13 protein-coding genes are annotated in these 20,063 nt (G+C 60.0%); 9 read left to right on the top strand and 4 right to left on the bottom strand.

From position 1 onward, the window contains the following. Positions 1–51 precede the first annotated feature (51 nt). The 5 genes from PQR62_RS09880 (at position 52) to PQR62_RS09900 (ending at position 7,190) form a co-directional block, all read left to right on the top strand. Complete coding sequence (locus PQR62_RS09880; protein ID WP_408157349.1) at positions 52–1,371, top strand: efflux RND transporter periplasmic adaptor subunit; 1,320 nt, start codon at positions 52–54, stop codon at positions 1,369–1,371. A gap of 3 nt (positions 1,372–1,374) precedes the next feature. Next, a complete protein-coding gene (locus PQR62_RS09885; protein ID WP_408157351.1) occupies positions 1,375–4,581 on the top strand; it encodes an efflux RND transporter permease subunit in 3,207 nt (1,068 codons plus the stop codon). A gap of 142 nt (positions 4,582–4,723) precedes the next feature. Then, on the top strand, positions 4,724–5,389 hold the full coding sequence (locus PQR62_RS09890) for a protein-L-isoaspartate O-methyltransferase family protein (protein ID WP_408157353.1): 666 nt from the start codon (positions 4,724–4,726) through the stop codon (positions 5,387–5,389). 8 nt (positions 5,390–5,397) lie between these two features. Then, entirely contained in the window at positions 5,398–5,721 is a 324-nt protein-coding gene (locus tag PQR62_RS09895) for a rhodanese-like domain-containing protein (protein ID WP_408157355.1), read from the top strand. A gap of 161 nt (positions 5,722–5,882) precedes the next feature. Continuing rightward, complete coding sequence (locus tag PQR62_RS09900; protein ID WP_408157357.1) at positions 5,883–7,190, top strand: TolC family outer membrane protein; 1,308 nt, start codon at positions 5,883–5,885, stop codon at positions 7,188–7,190. On the opposite strand, the gene PQR62_RS09905 is transcribed toward PQR62_RS09900, so the two are convergent. Next, on the bottom strand, positions 7,191–7,823 hold the full coding sequence (locus tag PQR62_RS09905) for a TetR family transcriptional regulator (RefSeq protein WP_408157359.1): 633 nt from the start codon (positions 7,821–7,823) through the stop codon (positions 7,191–7,193). Between the two features lie 591 nt (positions 7,824–8,414). Between PQR62_RS09905 and PQR62_RS09910 the strand changes: the two genes are divergently transcribed. The 4 genes from PQR62_RS09910 to PQR62_RS09925 all read left to right on the top strand — a co-directional run bounded on the left by PQR62_RS09910 (position 8,415) and on the right by PQR62_RS09925 (position 16,343). Continuing rightward, positions 8,415–9,653 carry an efflux RND transporter periplasmic adaptor subunit gene (locus PQR62_RS09910; RefSeq protein WP_408157361.1) on the top strand — a complete coding sequence of 413 codons (1,239 nt, stop codon included), beginning with the start codon at positions 8,415–8,417 and terminating at the stop codon, positions 9,651–9,653. An 11-nt stretch (positions 9,654–9,664) separates the two neighbouring features. Beyond that, positions 9,665–12,817: an efflux RND transporter permease subunit gene (locus tag PQR62_RS09915; protein WP_408157363.1), complete on the top strand. Its 3,153-nt coding sequence runs from the start codon at positions 9,665–9,667 to the stop codon at positions 12,815–12,817. Continuing rightward, complete coding sequence (gene adeC / locus PQR62_RS09920; protein WP_408157365.1) at positions 12,810–14,252, top strand: AdeC/AdeK/OprM family multidrug efflux complex outer membrane factor; 1,443 nt, start codon at positions 12,810–12,812, stop codon at positions 14,250–14,252. Before PQR62_RS09915 ends, adeC begins: the two co-directional genes overlap by 8 nt. Before the next feature lie 78 nt (positions 14,253–14,330). Continuing rightward, positions 14,331–16,343: an acyltransferase family protein gene (locus tag PQR62_RS09925; protein WP_408157367.1), complete on the top strand. Its 2,013-nt coding sequence runs from the start codon at positions 14,331–14,333 to the stop codon at positions 16,341–16,343. Positions 16,344–16,690: 347 nt separating this feature from the next. Here the strand turns inward: PQR62_RS09925 and waaA are convergent, their stop codons facing one another. The 3 genes from waaA to waaC form a co-directional block, all read right to left on the bottom strand. Beyond that, positions 16,691–17,974: a lipid IV(A) 3-deoxy-D-manno-octulosonic acid transferase gene (waaA, locus tag PQR62_RS09930; RefSeq protein ID WP_408157369.1), complete on the bottom strand. Its 1,284-nt coding sequence runs from the start codon at positions 17,972–17,974 to the stop codon at positions 16,691–16,693. 5 nt (positions 17,975–17,979) lie between these two features. Then, complete coding sequence (kdoO, locus tag PQR62_RS09935) at positions 17,980–18,849, bottom strand: Kdo hydroxylase KdoO (protein WP_408157371.1); 870 nt, start codon at positions 18,847–18,849, stop codon at positions 17,980–17,982. Positions 18,850–19,033: 184 nt separating this feature from the next. Continuing rightward, positions 19,034–20,020, bottom strand: coding sequence for a lipopolysaccharide heptosyltransferase I (waaC, locus tag PQR62_RS09940; protein WP_408157373.1), 987 nt, complete (start codon positions 20,018–20,020; stop codon positions 19,034–19,036). Positions 20,021–20,063 lie beyond the last annotated feature (43 nt).

Raw genomic sequence — 20,063 nt, forward strand, 5'->3', positions numbered from 1 at the left:
CCTCCGGCTCCGGCCCACAATAAATAGCAACACACCAGGCACACGAGCACGATGACCATTCCTTTCTTCAAGCGCCGCTGGGTGCGCATCACCCTGCTGATTCTGGTTGTGCTGATCAGCGCTTCGCTGCTGCTGAAAAAACGCGCGCCGCCAGCGCCGCCGGTGGCCACGGCCAGCAATGCACCGAGCGTGATGGAGTTCGTCGCCAGCGATATTTACACGGTGCAGACCGGTGAATTGCGCCGTGTGCTGCCGCTGTCAGGCGCGCTGCGGGCGCTGAATCAGGTCTCGGTCAAGGCGCGCGTCAGCGGCGAGGTGAAAGAAGTCCTGGTGCGCGAAGGCGAAGCCGTGCGCGAAGGCCAGGTGCTGGCGCGCATCGACACGGCCGACTACCAGGCCAAGCTGGAACAGGCGCGCGGTTCGCTGCTGGCCTCGCAAGGCCAGCTCGACATCGCCACCCAGACCCGCAACAACAACCAAGTGCTGCTGGACAAGGGCTTCATCTCGCGCAATGCCTTCGATACCGCCGCCAGCCAGTTCAGCATCGCCAGGGCCAACGTCGACACCGCGCGCGGCGCGCTGGACGTCGCCAGGAAAGCGTTGAGCGACACCATCATCAAGTCGCCGATGAAGGGCCTGATCAGCGCCCGCAATGTGCAGCCCGGTGAAAAGGTGGCGATCGACGGCAAGCTGCTGGACGTGGTCGATCTGAGCCAGATGGAGCTGGAAGCACCGGTGCCGACCACCGATATTCTGAAGGTCTCGAGCGGCCAGGAAGTGATGGTCAGCATCGAGGGTCTGCCGGATGCGATGAGCGGCAAGGTGGTGCGCATCAACCCGGCCACGCAATCGGGTTCGCGCTCGATCATGGTGTATGTGCGCATCGACAATCCGCAAGGCCTGCTGCGCGCCGGCATGTTTGCCGACGCCAGCCTGACGCTGGAAAAAAAGAGCGATGTGCTGACCGTGCCGGCCACCGCCATCCAGACCGAAGACGGCAATGCCTTCGTCTACGCCATCGAGAACGGGGTGCTGAAACGACGCCCGGTAGTGACCGGCCTGAACGGCGTGACGCTAGTGAAGCAGGGACGCATCAATGCCGTTGAAGTCAGCCAGGGCTTGCAGGCCGGCGCGCAGATCGTGAAGGCCAATCTCGGCATTCTGCGCGACGGCACTGCGGTGCGCGTTCTCGGCGCGGGCGACGCGGCAGCAGCGGCGCCGGTAAAGGCCGGCTCGGCGTCTTCGAGCCCGTCCAATGCCGCCAATGCCGCCACCGCCGGAAATGCGATGCAGGCGCCTGCCGCCTCACAAAACGGCATCGCGCCTGCTGCTCCCGCTGCAACGCCGGCGACGCAGCCGCAGGGGCGCTGAGCGATGTGGTTCACGCGTATCAGTATCGGCAATCCGGTCCTGGCCACCATGATGATGCTGGCCTTCGTGGTGCTGGGCCTGTTCTCCTACCAGCGCATGCGGGTCGATCAATTCCCCGACATCACGTTTCCGGTGGTGGTGGTGCAGACCACCTACCCCGGCGCCTCGCCTGAAAACGTCGAGTCCGACGTCACGCGCAAGATCGAGGAATCGGTCAACACCATCAATGGCATCAACAGCCTGACCTCGCACTCCTACGAAGGCCTGTCGGTGGTGATCGTGGAGTTCGATCTGACCGTCGATCCCTCCCAGGGCGCGCAGGACGTGCGCGAAAAGGTGGCGCTGGTGCGCGCCGCCTTCCGCAAGGAAGTGGATGAACCGCGCATCACGCGCTTCGATCCGGCCGATCAGCCCATCTTTTCAATCTCGGTCACCAATGCGCCCGACGCCAGGCCGCGCACGCTGCGCGAGCTGACCACGATTTCCGATCAGGTGATCAAGAAGCGGCTGGAGAACGTACGCGGCGTCGGCTCGGTGACCTTGGTGGGCGGCGTCAAGCGCGAGGTCAACATCTACGTCAAACCGGCCGAGATGGAGGCGCTGGGCATAGGCGTTAACCAGATCGTGGACGCGGTCAAGAATGAAAATCAGGAATTGCCGACCGGCGCCATCCGTACCGCCGATGCCGAGAAGACCGTGCAGGTGCAGGGCCGCGTCAGGAATCCGGAAGATTTCAAGCGCATCATCGTGGCGCGCCGCGGCGGCCAGCCGGTGACGCTGGAGCAGGTGGCGCGGGTGGTCGACGGCCAGGAGGAACAGGAGACGCTGGCGCTGTACAACGGGCAACGCACGCTGGCGCTGGACATCCTCAAGGCGCAGGGGCAGAACACCATCGACGTCGCCGACGGTCTGAAGCGCGCCATCAGCGACATGCAGCCCAGCCTGAAACAGCTCTATCCGGGCGTGACGCTGCAGGTGGTCAAGGACGGTTCGCGCCAGATCCGCACCGGCGTCGAGAACGTGCGCCGCACGCTGCTGGAAGGCGCGGTGCTGACCATCATCATCGTGTTCCTGTTCCTCAATTCATGGCGCTCGACCGTGATCACCGGCCTGACCTTGCCGGTGGCGCTGATCGGCACGTTTCTGTTCATGTACATGTTCGGCTTCACCATCAACATGATCACGCTGATGGCGCTCTCGCTGTGCGTGGGCCTGCTGATCGACGACGCCATCGTGGTGCGCGAAAACATCGTGCGCCATGCCGGCATGAGGGTGAACGGCAGATATAAATCACACCGCACGGCGGCGCTGGAAGGCACTGCCGAAATCGGGCTGGCGGTGCTGGCCACCACCTTCTCCATCGTCGCGGTGTTTTTGCCGGTGGGTTTCATGGGCGGCATCATCGGCCGCTTCTTCCATCAGTTCGGCATCACGGTGACGGCGGCGGTGCTGATTTCGATGTTCGTGTCCTTCACGCTGGACCCGATGCTGTCGTCGATCTGGCCCGATCCCGATGTGCATCAGGGTGAAAATCGGCAGCGGCGCGGCTGGTACGACCGCAGCATAGGCCGTGTGCTGCAGCAGTTCGATCGCATGGTGCAATGGCTGTCGGCGCGTTATCAGAACATGCTGAAGTGGTCGCTGCAGCATCGCGTGCTGACGCTGCTGCTGGCGCTGCTGACCTTCCTCGCCGGCTTTGCGCTGCCGGCCAGCGGCCTGATCGGTTCCGAGTTCGTGCCGCAGGCCGATTACTCGGAAAGCGGCGTCACCTTTTACACCCCGGTCGGCTCTTCGCTGGAGCTGACCGAAAGCAAGGTGCATCAGGTGGAAGCCGTGCTGCGCCAGTTCCCGGAAATCACCGACATCTACAGCACGGTCAACACCGGCAATGCCCAGGGCAAGAATTATGCGACCGTGTTCATCCGCCTGAAACCGCGCAATCAGCGCAGCATCAGCACCACGCAGATGGCGCCCATGCTGCGTGACAGGCTGGCGCAGGTGGCAGGTATTACCGTGACCCACGTCGGCACGCTGGACGGCGTCGGCGGCGACAACAAGCAGGTGCGCTTCAGCCTGCTGGGTCCCGATCTGCAGCAGCTGGCGCGGCTGTCGGATCAGGTGCAGCAAAAACTGAAGGCGATGCCCGGCGTGGTCGATCTGGATTCCAGTCTGAAGGCGCAGAAGCCGACCATTGCCGTCGAACCCAAGCGCGACATCGGCTCCGATCTCGGCATCGGTGTGGCGCAACTGGGCGCGGCGCTGAGTCCCTTGCTGGCCGGTGAGGCCGCCAGCAGCTGGCGTGCGCCCGACGATGAAAACTACGACGTCAACGTGCGTCTCTCGCCCGACGACCGCAACACCGTGGACGACCTGTCGCGCCTGATGCTGGCCAGCACGCTGAGCAATGCCGACGGCACGCCGCGCATGGTGCCGCTGCGCCAGGTGGCCGATATCCGCGAGACCGTCGGCGCCAACCAGATCAACCGGCGCGACCTGAATCGCGAGGTCGAATTGTCGGCCAATGCCTCGGGCCGCTCGGCCGGGCAGATCAACGCCGAGATCAAGACCATGCTGGACGGCATGCACTGGCCGCCCGGCTATCGCTACCAGATCGGCGGCTCGACCAAGAGCATGAACGAATCCTTCGGCTACGCAGTGGGTGCACTGGCGCTGGCGATCGTGTTCATCTACATGATTCTGGCCTCGCAGTTCGCCAGCTTCCTGCAGCCGATCGCCATCATGTCGTCGCTGCCGCTGACGCTGATCGGCGTGTTTCTGGCGCTGATGTTCTTCCGCTCGACGCTGAACATGTTTTCCATCATCGGCTTCATCATGCTGATGGGCTTGGTGACCAAGAATGCGATTCTGCTGGTGGACTTTGCCAATCAGGCGCGCAAGGAAGGCATGGAGCGCGGCGCCGCGCTGCTGGAAGCGGCGCATGTGCGGCTGCGGCCGATTCTGATGACCACGCTGGCGATGGTGTTCGGCATGGTGCCGCTGGCCTTCGGCGTGGCCGAGGGTTCGGAGCAGCGTGCGCCGATGGGCCAGGCGGTGATCGGCGGCATCATCACCTCCTCGCTGCTGACGCTGGTGGTGGTGCCGGTGGCCTATACCTATCTGGACGACCTGGGCGCCTGGGTCCAGCGCAAGTGGCGGGGCGCCGGGTCTGAAGATGCCCGTAGCGAGGCGGAACGGGACCGCGATTCGTGATCCGCAGCCCGGCTGCATCCGCCCGTCTGCGGCATTGCAGCAACAGGCAAGTGCGCGCCGGGCCGCCCCCCGCTTATATGAGCTGTTTTGCGGCCTCGTGTTTGATAAAATGCTGCTTTTCCGTCGTTATTGAGCCTAAGCCATGAATATCGAACAAGCCCGCTTCAACATGATCGAACAGCAAATCCGCCCCTGGAACGTGCTGGCGCAAGACGTTCTTGATTCCCTGATGGTGGTCAAGCGCGAAGATTTCGTCCCGAGCGTGTACAAGAATCTGGCTTTCTTCGATACCGAAATCCCGCTGCCGGGCGGCGAAGTGATGCTCACCCCCAAGCTGGAAGCGCGCGTGCTGCAGGAAACCGCGATCAAGAAACACGAATACGTGCTGGAAATCGGCGCCGGTTCGGGCTACATGGCGGCGCTGCTGGCGCACAAGGCGCGTCACGTCACCACCGTGGAAATCTCGCCTGAGCTGAAAGCCCTGGCCGAGCAGAACCTGGCTGAAAACGGCGTGGTCAATGTCGATGTGCAACTGGGCAACGGCGCGCAAGGCTGGACCGGCGCCGACGGCAAGGCTGCCGAATACGACGTGATCGTGATTTCCGGCTCGCTGCCGGTGCTGCCGGACGCCTTCCTCAAGCAACTCAAGGTCGGCGGCCGTCTGCTGGCGGTGATCGGCGAAGCGCCGGTGATGACGCTGCAAGTGATCACCCGTACCTCGGAACAGGTGTTCGATACCGTCGGCATCGTCGAACTGCAGACCAAAGCGCTGCACGCGGCGACCACCCTCTCCCACTTCACTTTCTAGGATTCTGCATGGAGCACATCACCGCCCCGGAACTGGCCGCCTGGATCGCCGATTCAGAGCGCCCGACGCCTCTCCTGCTCGATGTGCGCGAGCCCTGGGAGAACCAGACCTGCAGCATCGAGGGATCGACCCTGATCCCCATGAATACCATTCCCGGCCGTTTTGCCGAACTGGATGAAGAACAGCCGGTGGTCTGTATCTGCCATCACGGCGCGCGCAGCGCTCAGGTCGCCGCTTTTCTGGAACGTCAGGGTTTTACCAAGGTGGCGAATCTCACCGGCGGCATCCACGCCTGGGCGACCCAGGTCGATTCCGCCATGCCGACCTACTGATCTCCTGAATCCGCAACGCCTCGCCCTCACGAAGACGGCAAGGCGTTGCTGGGCAACTCAGGCCTCGGCTTTCTGCAGCTCACGCCCCGACCTTGCATCTCCCCGCCCGCTCTGCAGCGGCCCGTCGCCACAGCCGGCAATTTTGCAGAGTCCCCAATCCCATGCGCCGACTTATTTCCCATGCAGTGATCGCCGCCAGTCTGCTCACCCCGGCCGGCCTGGTGCAAGCTGCCGATCTGGTACAGGTCTATCTGCTGGCGCTGGCCAACGATCCGGTCTACACCAGCGCGCGCTACGCGCTGGCGGCCGGCCAGGAAAAGATCACCCAGGGCCGCGCGGGGCTGTTGCCGGCGGTGGGTCTGGGCGGCGCCTATACCCGCTCGGATGAAAACTTCGGCAGCGCCAGCAATACCTACAGCCTGCAATTGACGCAGCCGCTGCTGCGCCTGGCCAATTGGGAAACCTACCAGCAAGGCAAGCTGTCGGTCGCTTCCAGCGAAGCGCAATTTGCGCAGGCGCAGCAGGATCTGATTCTGCGCGTCGGCCAGGCCTATTTCGACGTGCTGGCGGCGCAGGATGCGATGTCCTTCCTTGGCGCCCAGAAGATCGCGATTTCAGAGCAGTTGGCTTCGGCCAAACGCAATTTCGAGATCGGCACCTCGACCATCACCGACACCAACGAAGCACAAGCCCGCTACGACCTCGCCAATGCCCAGGAAATCGCCGCCCGGAACGACCTGGAAGTTGCGCTGAGCAAGCTGCAGCAGATCATCGGCGCGCCGCCGACGCCGCTGTCTGTGCTGCGCCCGGACGTAAAGCTCAGCGCGCCGCAGCCGGCGCAGATCGATACCTGGGTCGCCAGTGCCCAGATGCAGAATTACGGCGTGGTGGCGCAGCAGATCGCACTGGAGATCGCGCAGAGTGAAATCAAGCGCAATCGCGACGGCCATACGCCGACCGTCGATCTGGTGGTCAAGCGCAGTTTCAGCGATCAGAACAGCGTCAGCACGCCCTACCTGAACGGGCGCGGCTACAGCAACTCAATCGGCGTGCAATGGAATATTCCGCTGTATTCCGGCAATTCGGTCAGCAGCAAGGTGACCGAGGCGGTGGCGCTGGCCGAGAAAGCACGCTCCGATCTGGAGAACGCGCGCCGCACCGCCGTGCTCAATGCGCGTCAGGCCTATCTCGGGGTAGCAAATGGCCTGTCGCAGGTGAAGGCGTATGAGGCGGCGGAAATTTCCAGTCAGTCTTCGCTGGACTCCAACAAGCTGGGCTATCAGGTCGGCGTGCGCATCAATATCGATGTGCTGAACGCGCAGCAGCAGTTGTACTCAACCCGGCGCGATCTGGCCAAGGCGCGTTACGACACGCTGATGAACAGCCTGAAGCTGAAGGCGGCCAGCGCAAGTCTGAAAGAAGAGGATTTGCAGCAGATCAATGTCTTGCTGACGGCGCCGCCGCCCTGATCAGTTCTGTAGCGTGGGTGCGGTTTTGAGCGTGTGAATGGCCGCGGTCAGCAGATTTTCGGCCTCTTCCGCCAGATCGAAACTGGTCGGCGAAAAGAACCAGTCCGTCAGCAAGCCACTGAATACCGCGTGCGCCATCAGACAGGCGCGCCGCACATTCAGATTCGGCGGCAACTGGCCGCGCGAGATGGCGTTGTTCAGAATCTGCTCCATGCGGAACATGCCCTGCATGTGGCATTCGCGCTGGCGCACCAGAATCGGATCGTCGTGATCGACAAATTCGCATTTGTTGAAAATGATGTCGAACACCTTGCGGCAGCGCGGATCAGTAACCGCCTGCTTCAACACAAACACCCCGCCCTTGATGAACTCCCCCAGCGGATCGGTCACGCGCTGATCGGCATTCTCTTCCATGATGGCTTCCATCGGCAGCCGCACGCGCTCGCACATGGCGTCGAACAGATCGCTCTTGTTCTTGAAGTGCCAGTAAATCGCGCCGCGCGTCACATCGGCGGCCTTGGCGACGTCCGCCAGCGAGGTGTGCGAGACGCCGCGTTCGTGGAATACCTGTTCGGCCGCATCCAGAATGCGGGCGCGGGTTTCCAATGCTTCTTCCTTGGTTGAGCGTGCCATGTCAGAGCCGTCCGTGAAGGGTAGCGAATGCTGCCAACGACGGAAAATCACTCATTTCAGGCCTGCCGCCGGCACAAAATGATGCGACGCAACCTGAATGCGAATTTTCCATCGGGAACGGCTTGATACCGTCCATCCGGATTACCCCTGACTTTGCGCTCGACATCTTGTGTGACGACATGATCACTTTACTCCCTGACAATGGTGCAACATTTTGACGCAGCGCAAACTCGTTTTCGCCAAATTCCATTGCCTGAAAAGGCAGCAAGAACTCAGGAAAGACGGCGCTTGGCGCTCAAAATGTAAGAGATCGCTCATATTTTTCTACGCTGAGCCCAAGTAATTTGTTAAATTATGAGGCTGAACCGAAGAAATACATACATACACGAATGTATGTATAATAACACCCGTTTCAAGCCCCTGCTTTAAATCTGCTTTAAAAATAATCAACCCAGTCTTTCGACGCCGACTTGCCCGCATTTTTTGCTTTGCAACAATTTTGCGTTAGCCTTGCTGTTTCATTCGTTTCACCGAATTCGATTCATCGCCGCTGCAGCGGTGCCTTACTTTTTACTTACGTGCGAGATATTTATGAGCTCAGTTAGTCGTTTCACGCGCCTTACCCTGACTGTCGCAGTTGCCGCCGCTTTGGCTGCCTGCGGACAAAAACCGAATGCGCAAGCCGGTGCCGGCATGCCTCCGGCCGAGGTATCCATCGTCACCATCGCTCCTGAGCGCATCACCATCAGCAACGACCTGCCCGGTCGCCTGGAAGCCACGCGGATCGCCGAAGTGCGCGCCCGCGTCGCCGGCATCGTGCTCAAGCGCACCTTCCGCGAAGGCGCCGAAGTGAAGGCAGGCGAGGTGCTGTATCGCATCGATCCGGCCCCGTTCAAGGCCGCTTATGACAGCGCGCAAGCCACGCTGGCCAAGGCGCAAGCCAACGTCACCCAGTCCACGCTGAAGGCGCAGCGTTACAAGCCGCTGGTGGAAGTCAACGCCGTCAGCAAGCAGGAATACGACGACGCCTTTTCGACCCAGAAGCAGGCTGAAGCCGATGTCGCAGCAGCCAAGGCCTCCGTGCAGACCGCCGCGCTGAACCTGGGCTATGCCACCGTGACTTCGCCGATCTCCGGCCGCATCGGCCGCGCGCTGGTGACGGAAGGCGCACTGGTCGGTCAAGGCAGCGATGCGACTCAACTGGCGGTGGTGCAACAGCTGGATCCGATCTACGTCAACCTGACGCAATCGAGCACCGATCTGCTCAAGCTGCAGCAAGCGATGTCCAGCGGCAAGCTGCAAACCGTGGGTCAGGGCAAGGCCAAGGTCACGCTGGTGACTGACGACGGCCGCGCTTATCCGCAGTCGGGCAAGTTGCTGTTCTCGGATGTGACGGTGGATGCCACCACCGGCAGCGTCACACTGCGCGCTGAATTCCCGAACCCGAACCGCACGCTGCTGCCGGGCATGTATGTGCGCGCCAAGCTTGAACAGGCGGTCGACGAACAAGCCATCGTGGTGCCGCAGCAAGCCGTGGCGCGCGACCTGAACGGCTCGTCCGTGCTGGTGGTGGGTGAAGGCGACAAGGTTGCTGCACGTCCGGTCAAGACCGGCTCGGCACAGGGCAACAGCTGGATCATCACCGACGGTCTCAAGGCCGGCGACCGCGTGATCGTCGAAGGCGTACAGAAAACCAAGCCGGGCGCCACCGTGAAACCGGTGCCCTGGAAGGGTGGCGTCGGCGATGCTGCCGCACCGGCTCAGCAAGCTCAGCCTGCCGCTCCGGCGCAGGCTCCGGCCAAGCAAGAAGCCGCCACCAAAGCTAACTAAGAGGCTGTCAGATGGGAAAGTTCTTTATTGATCGCCCCGTTTTTGCGTGGGTGTTAGCAGTCTTCATATTACTGGCGGGTGCGCTGGCCATTACCGGCCTGCCTGTCGCCCAGTATCCGAGCATTGCGCCGCCGACCATCGTGGTCACGGCGACTTACCCGGGCGCGACCGCGCAAACCCTGGACGATTCGGTGACCAGCCTGATCGAACAGGAAATGAACGGCGCCGACGGTCTGCAATACATGGAATCGCAAAGCCAGGCCAACGGCCAGGTGCAGATTACCGTGACCTTCTCGCCTGAAACCAATGCCGATCTGGCTGCGGTGGATGTGCAGAACCGCCTCAAGCGCGTGGAAGCGCGTCTGCCGGCGGCGGTGACGCAACAAGGTGTGCAGGTGACCAAGTCGCGCAGCAACTTCCTGCTGTTCATCGGTTTGTCGTCGACCGACGGCAAGCTTGATCCGGTGGCCCTGGGCGACTATCTGTCGCGTAACGTGCTCAACGAAGTCAAGCGCGTGCCGGGCGTCGGCCAGGCGCAGCTGTTCGGCACCGAACGCGCGATGCGCATCTGGATCGATCCGAACAAGCTGATCGGTCTGAACATGACGCCGGCCGACGTGACGGCCGCCATCACCGCACAAAATGCGCTGGTGGCGGGCGGCACGCTGGGTGCGCTGCCTAGCCCCGGCACGCAGCAGATTGCTGCGACCGTGGTGGTGAACGGCCAGCTGACCAGTCCCGAACAGTTCGGCGATATCATCCTGCGCGCCAATCAGGACGGCTCGACGGTGCGTCTGCGCGACGTCGCCCGCATTGAAGTCGGCGGCCAGTCGTATGACACCTCCGGCCGTCTGGACGGCAAGCCAAGCTCCTTCATCGGCGTGCAGTTGTCGCCGACCGCGAATGCGCTGGGCACCGCCACCGCCGTGCACAAGAAGATGGAAGAGCTGTCCAAGTATTTCCCGGCCGGCGTGAAGTACACCATCCCTTATGACACCTCCAAGTTCGTCAAGATCTCGATCGAGGAAGTGGTCAAGACCCTGATCGAAGCGATCGTGCTGGTGTTCCTGGTGATGTTCCTGTTCCTGCAAAACATCCGCTACACCATCATCCCGACCATCGTCGTGCCGGTGGCGCTGATGGGTACGTTTGCCACGCTGCTGCTGTTCGGCTTTTCGATCAACGTGCTGACCATGTTCGGCATGGTGCTGGCGATCGGTATTCTGGTCGATGATGCGATCGTGGTGGTGGAAAACGTCGAACGCATCATGAGCGAAGAAGGTCTGTCGCCGCGTGAAGCAACCCGCAAGGCGATGGGCCAGATCACCGGCGCGCTGATCGGTATCACGCTGGTGCTGATCGCGGTGTTCATCCCGATGGCGTTCTTCGGCGGTGCGGTGGGTGCGATTTATCGCCAGTTCTCGCTGGCGATGGTGGCCTCGATGGTGTTCTCGGTGCTGATGGCGTTCACCCTGACCCCGGCGCTGTGCGCCACCATCCTGAAACCGGTGGAAAAGGGTCACCACCACGAAAAGTCCGGCTTCTTCGGCTGGTTCAATCGTCGCTTCAACAAGACCGCCGCCGGTTATCAGGGCTTCATCGCCAAGATGCTGGGCAAGGCCGGCCGCTACATGATCCTGTACGTGCTGATCGTGGCGTGCGTGGGTCTGCTGTATGTGCGTCTGCCGGCGTCCTTCCTGCCGAACGAAGACCAGGGCTACATCATCACCAACGTGCAGCTGCCGCCTGGCGCCAGCACCGGTCGTACGCTGGAAGTGATCAAGCGCATCGAAGACTATTACCTCAAGGATCCGGCCGTCGAGCACGTGGTGGCGATTGCCGGCTTCAGCTTCTCGGGTAGCGGTCAGAATGCAGGTCTGGTGTTTACGCCGCTGAAGGACTGGGCTGATCGCGACAAGTCGCAGTCGGCCGATGCCATCGCCGGCAAGGCTTTCGGCGCCTTCTCGCAGATCAAGGATGCGATCGTGTTCCCGCTGAACCCGCCGCCTATCCCTGAACTGGGGAATGCCACCGGCTTCACCTTCCGTCTGCAGGATCGCGCCGGTCTGGGACATGCTGCACTGGTCCAGGCCCGCAATCAGATCCTCGGCATGGCGGCACAGAGCAAGGTGCTCGCAGGCGTCCGTCCGGAAGGTCTGGAAGATGCGCCGCAGCTGCAACTGGATATCGACCGCGACAAGGCCAATGCGCTGGGCGTGCCGTACTCGACCATCAACAGCGTGCTGTCGACAGCGCTGGGCTCGTCTTACGTCAATGACTTCCCGAATCAGGGCCGTCAGCAACGCGTGATCGTGCAGGCCGATGCCAATCGTCGCCTGCAACCGGAAGATCTGACCAACCTGTACGCCAAGAACTCCGGCGGAACCATGGTGCCGTTCTCGGCCTTCACCACCTCCAAGTGGATCAACGGTCCGGTGCAGCTGATTCGCTACAACGGCTATCCGGCGATGAAGATCGCCGGCGGTGCAGCACCGGGCCGCAGTACCGGTGAGGCGATGGACGAGATGGAAGGCTTCGTCGCCAAGCTGCCGGCAGGTTTCGGCTTCGAGTGGACCGGACAGTCGCTGGAAGAAAAGACCTCCGGTTCGCAGGCGCCGGCGCTGTATGCACTGTCGCTGATCGCCGTGTTCCTGGTGCTGGCTGCGCTGTACGAAAGCACTTCGATCCCGCTGGCGGTGATGCTGGTGGTGCCGCTGGGTATTCTCGGCGCGCTGCTGGGCGTGACGCTGCGCGGCATGCCTAACGACGTGTACTTCAAGGTCGGCATGATTGCGGTGGTCGGCTTGTCAGCCAAGAACGCGATTCTGATCATCGAGTTCGCCAAGGACCTGCAAGCACAAGGCATGGGTCTGATCGAAGCGACGCTGGAAGCGGTGCACCTGCGCTTCCGTCCGATCATCATGACTTCGCTGGCCTTCATCCTCGGCGTGCTGCCACTGGCGATCGCCAGCGGCGCCGGCTCCGCCAGCCAACGCGCCATCGGTACCGGCGTGATGGGCGGGATGATTACCGCGACCGTGCTGGCCGTGTTCCTGGTTCCGGTGTTCTTCGTCGTCGTGCGTAAAATTTTCAAAGGCAGCGATCGTCAACGTGAGTTGGACGCAGCCAATCACAAGATCGATGTGGAGGACAAGAATGCTTAATTTTTCAACACTGCGCTTGCGCCATCTGAGTGCAGTCCTGCTGGTGGCCGGCGTCATGTCCGGCTGCACGCTGGCGCCCACCTACGAGCGCCCGGCGGCGCCGGTGGAAACCAGCTATCCGGCAGATGCCGGCGGCAAGGCCGATCTGGATGCGTCCAGTCTCGGCTGGCGCCAGTTCTTCCCAGATCAGCGCCTGCAAGCGCTGATCGCGGCGGCGCTGGAAAACAACCGCGATCTGCGTACCGCCGTGCTGAACATCGAAGAAGCGCGCGCCCAGTACCAGATCACGCGCGCCGACCTGCTGCCCAACCTGAACGTTTCCGGCTCGGCAGCGCGTAGCCGCACTGCGGCCAGCCAGTCGCTGACCGGCCAGCCTTACATCAGCAACAGCTATCAGGTCGGCCTGGCAGTGCCTGCCTTCGAGCTGGACTTCTTCGGCCGCGTACGCAGCCTTAAGGATGCAGCGCTGGCGACCTATCTGTCGACGGAAGAAGCCCGCAAGTCGGCCCAGATCAGCCTGATCGCGCAAGTGGCGCAGGCTTATCTGACCGAGCGCTCTTATGCCGAGCAATTGCTGCTGGCGCAACAGACGCTGGAATCGCGTCAGTCCAACATCGATCTGGCGCAAAAGCGTTTCGACGTCGGCGCTTCATCGGCACTGGATCTGCGCCTGTCGCAAACCTTGGTGGAATCGGCGCGGGTCTCCAAGGCTCAGCTGGAACGCCAGCGCGCACAGGCTGAAAATGCGCTGACGCTGCTGGTCGGCAAGAAGATCAATGAACTGCCGGCGGCGCCCACGCTGTCGCAGGAACAGATCGTCACCGACATCCCGGCCGGCCTGCCGTCCGACCTGCTGACCCGTCGTCCCGACATCCGTTCGGCCGAACAGAGCCTGCTGGCTGCCAACGCCAACATCGGCGCCGCACGCGCAGCCTTCTTTCCGAAGATCTCGCTGACCGGCTCCTTCGGCAGCGCCAGCAGCACGCTGGGCGGCTTGTTCGAATCGGGCTCGGGCGCCTGGAGTTTCGGTCCGCAGCTGTCGCTGCCGATCTTCGACTACGGCCGCAACAGCGCCAATCTCGACCTGGCTGAAGTGCGCAAGAACAAGGCCATCGTGACCTACGAGAAGACGATTCAGACCGCCTTCAAGGAAGTCGCCGATGCCCTGGTGGCACGCGGCAGCCTGGACGAAGAGATCAAGGCGCAGGAAGCCTTCCTCACCGCCCAGCAGGATCGCCTGAAACTGACCGACCTGCGCTTCAAGAACGGCATCGCCTCCTCGCTCGACCAGCTCGACGCGCAACGCGACCTGTTCTCGGCACAGCAAGCACTGATCCAGGCGCGCCAGTTGCGTCTGAACAATGCGATCGATCTGTACAAGGCTTTGGGTGGCGGGCTGAATGAAAATTCTGAGCCCTCTAAAAGCAAGCAATAATTTAGGTATGTCTTGACAGTTAACTGATATGAGTTATAAGAGCAGGCTTCGCGCCTGCTCTTTTTTTAATTAACCTCAATGACAAGACAATCAAACCCGCCAATTCATCTGCAATACCGCCCGGACATCGATGGCTTGAGGGCTGTAGCGGTATTATCAGTGGTAATTTTCCACGCGTTTCCGGAGATGCTGCGGGGAGGATTTGTCGGGGTAGACGTATTTTTCGTCATATCTGGATACCTCATTTCTGCGATCATTTTTGAGAGCTCAAGCAAGGGACACTTTAGCTTTCGTGAGTTCTACATCAGACGAATACGTAGAATTTTTCCTGCCCTGATCCTGGTTATGAGCGCAAGCCTCCTGCTCGGATGGTATGTGTTGCTTAGTGACGAATACAAACAACTCGGGAAACATATCGCTGCCGGGGCGAGTTTTATATCCAACTGGATTCTTTTTGCCGAGACCGGGTATTTTGACAATTCAGCTGACACCAAGCCCTTACTGCATTTATGGAGTCTGGGAATCGAGGAGCAGTTTTATATTATTTGGCCAATACTGGTCTGGTTATTGTGGAAACGCAGAGCATTGTTTTTGGCAGCAGCGGTCTCCGTTCTACTTTTGTCTTTTGCCCTAAATGTTCGGGCAGTCTCGCTCAACCCGGTGGAGGCATTCTATCTACCTCATACGAGATTCTGGGAGTTGCTTGGCGGCGGACTTCTAGCATATTTATCTCGCAACCAGAGTAGTTCATCATTGGCATCGCGGATACGCCAATATGGCTGGGTTCCACCGATAACGGAACCTTCAATCAGGAACATTTGCTCCTTGTTTGGAGCCGTATTGCTGGCATATGGTTTTGAACACATCAATAAAGAGCTGCCATTTCCCGGAAAATGGGCAGCCCTTCCTGTCTTGGCAACCATTCTGCTGATATATGCCGGACCAAACGCCTGGTTCAATCGGACGGTTTTATCAAATCGCCTTGCTGTCTGGATAGGCTCAATCAGTTTTCCCCTTTACCTTTGGCATTGGCCGCTGCTTTCTTTCGCAAGAATTATTGAGAGTAAAACTCCAGAACCTGCCGTTCGCTTGTTTCTGGTCGCAGCCGCAGTATTTTTAGCATGGCTGACCTATCGACTAATTGAACGCCCGATTCGCTTCAAAAGTAGCGGTACCTGGACAGCCGCGGCTTGCGCCATATTGATCACCATGATTGGATGTGCTGGATACGTTACATACCAAAACGAAGGATGGCCATACCGCACATCGATTCGCGACTATGCGAATAACAGGAACGAACTGATAAGAACGGCGGAGATAGATAAACAATGCCTTGAATACGCTGGCGCGACCGGCCCCTTGCTTCCCTATTGCCGGTTTAGCAATATGCGCTCTGCTTCAACATTTGCCATCGTGGGTGACAGCCATGCTCATGTCGCGTTTCCCGGCATCGCAGAGCATCTTCAACTGCGACATATCAATTCGGTATTGCTGGCAAACAGTAGTTGTCCCCCTTTGCTTGGGGTGCCTATTTATGGTCAGACGGAATCAGAAAAGCTTGATTGCGCACGCCGAATTAGGGAATTGATTGATCTTGTCATCGCAAAAAAAGATATTCAGAAAATCTTTCTTATTATGCGTGGCCCCATTTATTTCACTGGAACAGAACCACTTACAGGACCGCTTGATGTATTACACGGCAGAGCCGTTTCGGTTGAAACCTATATGGAAGGCTTGCAGCAAACCATCGATGAATTGAGCAGACACAACAAACAGGTGTTCTTGCTGTTGGAGAATCCGGAATTAGAGCATCCGCCAGAGCTGTGCCTGCCACGTCCTCTCAGGTGGGATACTAAAAATTGCGCTCTTGAGAAATCTGCAGTGATGTTACGTCAACAGTCTTACATCACCTGGGCCCGAAATTTGAAAAATGTCACCCTGATTGAAAGCCTTGATACGTTCTGCCCAAATTCCGAATGCCGGATATTCGATAGCAAGGGAACTCTCATGTACGCAGACGACGATCATCTGTCAGTTGCGGGCAGCAGATTTCAGGTCACCAATTTATTGTCGAAATATCTCGACAATTAGATTCGTGAGTCGTCATGAACACTGAGACAACAAGCATTCAAAGGCAACGATGCTGTCGGAAGATACATGAGTATTTCCAAGTCTCTCATTCAGCCCGGGCCTCTGACGTTTTTGAGATGACGGGAAAGTTGAGGCGTGTACGCTTCAGTTGAGCAGGGTCTTGCATCCTCCGAGAGGGCGAGTAAATCCGGTGGCGGCGCCGATGAGACCATCAGCCTTAATGCGCATTGACGATAGGCCCGTTGACCATTACCAATAACGACAGATGGGCGAAGCATGCCCTACGCTCTTTTTCATACAGATGAAAGAGGAAGATATGAATTAGCCATGGTGAATATTTTGGCAAACTATCGAACCAGCATAGGGGACAGTAATTGCAAGGTCCTGGTTGTCGCCCCCTGATGCTGCTGTGCAAATCCTGCGGCGGCCTTGCTCATGGCAGAGACCAGCGCGAAATCAGTCAACAGCATGTTCGTGCGCGTCAGCATGTCACCGGCGTCCTCTACACGCAAAGCCGCCCCTGCGCCAATCGCGTCCTCGGTCACCATCAGGAAATTGAACGTATGCGGCCCGATCAATACCGGCTTGCCCAGGGCCAAGGCCTCGATCAGATTCTGCCCGCCCAGCGGCAACAAGCTGCCGCCGATAAAGGCAATATCGCAGGCGGCGTAATAGGCGAACATTTCTCCCATGGAGTCGCCTAGCAGAATGTCGGTATCCAGCGGCAAGGTGGCCTCGCCCATGGACGATCGCTGTACCACTTTCAGTCCCCGCGCTTCAGCCAATGCGGCGACTTCGCCAAAGCGCTGCGGATGACGCGGCACCAGCACTGTGAGCCAATTGCGCTGCGTGCTATTTTTCAATGCAGCGAAAATCAATTCTTCTTCACCCTCGCGCGTGCTGGCGCACAAGAGCACTTTCCGCGCACCGATTTGCCGGCGCCAGGTCGCGCCGAGTTCCAGCATCGAAGCCGGCGGCATCACGTCGAATTTCAGGCTGCCGGTGACGTGCACCTCGCGCGCGCCAAATTCGCTCAGGCGCTGCGCATCGGCAGGAGATTGCGCGGCGACGCAATCGATGGCTTCAGCGGCGGGCCGCAGCAGGCTGGCAAAATGCTTGCCGCGCCGTAGCGAGCGCGCCGACAAACGGGCATTGGCCAGCAGCATAGTCACGCCTTGGCGGCGACATTGCGCGACCATATTTGGCCAAACCTCGGTTTCCATCAAGATGCTGATGACGGGCTTGAAGTAGCGCAGAAAGCGCGCGCACATCCAGCCGGTATCGTAGGGAAAGAAGCTTTGGATAACGCGCTCGCCGTGCGTGGCAAAGAGTTGTTTGCCGGTGGCGCGGCCGGTGGCGGTCATGTGTGTCAGCAAGACGTGGTGCTGCGGATATTCCTGCAGCAAGGCATTGATGAGCGGTTCTGCGGCGCGGGTTTCGCCGACGGACACCGCATGCACCCAGATCAGCTTGTTGCGCGCCTGAGGCGGTATCGCATCAAGCTGCCGGTAAAAACCGATCCGTTCCGGAATGTGCTGGCGGTAGCCCGGCTCTTTTCTGCCACGTCGCCAAAGACGCAGCAGAACCAGCGGCAGAGCGATCCACCACAACATCGAATAAAACAGGCGCATCAGCGTCAGACCAGTGGGTGCCCGGCAAGCCGGGTGAGGATGGCCAGCGGGCTGGAGGAAGGATCGTATTGCTTGGCGGCCGCCAGATGCAAGGTCTGCTCCAGCATGTATTGGCCCGACATCACCGAGTGCGAAGCCTGATCCGAAAAACAGACCCAGACCGAGCCGGCGGCGAAGGGCATGGTGATCTGCCCGGCGTTCTTTTGATATTCCAGATCGCCCTTCATGCCGTCATGCAGTTGCAGCATCAGATGATCGTATTCACTGCGCAGCGATTTGGTGACATGCAGCGCTTTCAGCGCACTGGCTTGCCAGCGCGAATAGGGCTTGGCGCGCGGCAGAAATTTGGCCGCCACGGTTTCGAAAGGCTCGCCAACGCGCCACACGCGCGGCACGCCATCAGGGTTGATATTGCAGAACACGCGCAGGATGCGTTCGCCGTAATTGGGACGCGAAGGAAAGGCATCGACATGCAGACGCCGGTCGTCGGCACGCCAGGATTGCGTGCGTGTTTCGACCTGGGTCGGACGATAGCTGGTCGGCGCCAGGCGCAACTGGCCGCGATACTTCGGCAACAGCGAATAAACCAGCGTCTGCGCCTGCTCACGAAAACGTCCGATCATCAGCGCCAGCGCCAGCTGATTGTCAACGCCGGCAGCAGCGCCCTTGAGATGACCGCGTTCATCCAGGCTGATGTTGCGCTTTTTGGGGTCGCGGATTTCCGGCGTCAGGAGAGACAACTCGGACTCCAGCAATTCAAACGCCAGATGCGGGAAATACAAGACCTTGCCGGCTTCGAGGCCGGCAATCCATTCCTGATTGGGTGCATTGACCTGCCAGTCGGCCAGATCGATTTCGATGATTTGGGATTCCATCCCGCTATTATGCCCGCTTGCAGCAGCCGCGTGTATCCATGCGATCTGCCGCAAAAGCCCCTGCGGCAAGGATGTTAAGACTTTATCCGAGCGATTTGATGTGCATCAAGCAAGTGCTCCCGACGGCGTCGAAGCTGGCGACAAAGCTGTCGGAGACTGGCACAAGAGGAATTTCAAATCTGCATCAGGCCAGCACTTGCCCGATGGCTGCGAGCACTTGCGGCACATCCGGCGCAGCGCCGGTGTCGCCCAGATTGACGATGCGCGGAGACCAGTTCCCTTCGGTTTTCCAGCGCGGGGAATCGCAATACAACTCGACCGTGGGGCGGCAATAAGCTGCAGCAATATGAGTTAACCCGGTGTCCAGGCCCACCACCAGATGAGCACGCTGCACCAGCAACACAGCTTCCATCATGCTCAGTTGCGGCAATACGATGGCGCCGGGAATCTGCGTCGCCAGTTCTTGCGCGGCGCTCTTTTCACGCGTGCTTCCCCACGGCAGCAAAACCGGCAAGCCGCGCGCCTGCAAAGCGTTGCCTACTTCCACCCAATTGGCCTGCGGCCACTGCTTGGCGGCGCGTGCGGTGCCGTGAAAGAACACGGCATAGCCTTGATCCGGCAACCATTCGTGAGGAATATCCGCCGGCGGCGCCTGCATAGCAAAGTCGGCTGAGTCGGCATCACCGATCTGATAGCCGAGCGCGACGGCGGCAACCTGGCGCGCGCGCATCACAGCATGCGTATGCAAGCCGACCTTGACGCTTTGCGTATGAAAAATCCGGGACAAAGGCTCATAACCGGAACCTTCGGTGGCATTGGCCAGACCGACACGCTTGCCGCCGGGAGCCAGTCGCGCCATGCGCATCACGATACTGGTCTTGAGCAAGCCCTGCGTATCGAATACAAAGTCGTACTCGAATTCGCGTAGCTGGCGATGGAAGGAAGAAATCTCTGCGCGCGTCGCCGCGCTTGACAAACTTTTACGCCAGCGGCGCAGCGCGATGGGGATGATACGCGCGACATTTGGATTCAACCGTACCAGGCTGGTGTAGGCCTCTTCCACCACCCAGTCGATCTGCGCATCGGGAAAGTGGCGCCGGATGTCCGCCACCATGGGCATGTTATGCACGACGTCCCCCAGCGAGGACACGCGGACGATCAAAATTTTCAAGGCTGACCCACTGTGACTGTTATTGGCTTGTGGGCCAGCATCT

The sequence above is a fragment of the Herbaspirillum lusitanum genome (assembly GCF_046025995.1).
GTDB classification, from domain to species: Bacteria; Pseudomonadota; Gammaproteobacteria; order Burkholderiales; family Burkholderiaceae_D; genus Herbaspirillum; species Herbaspirillum lusitanum_A.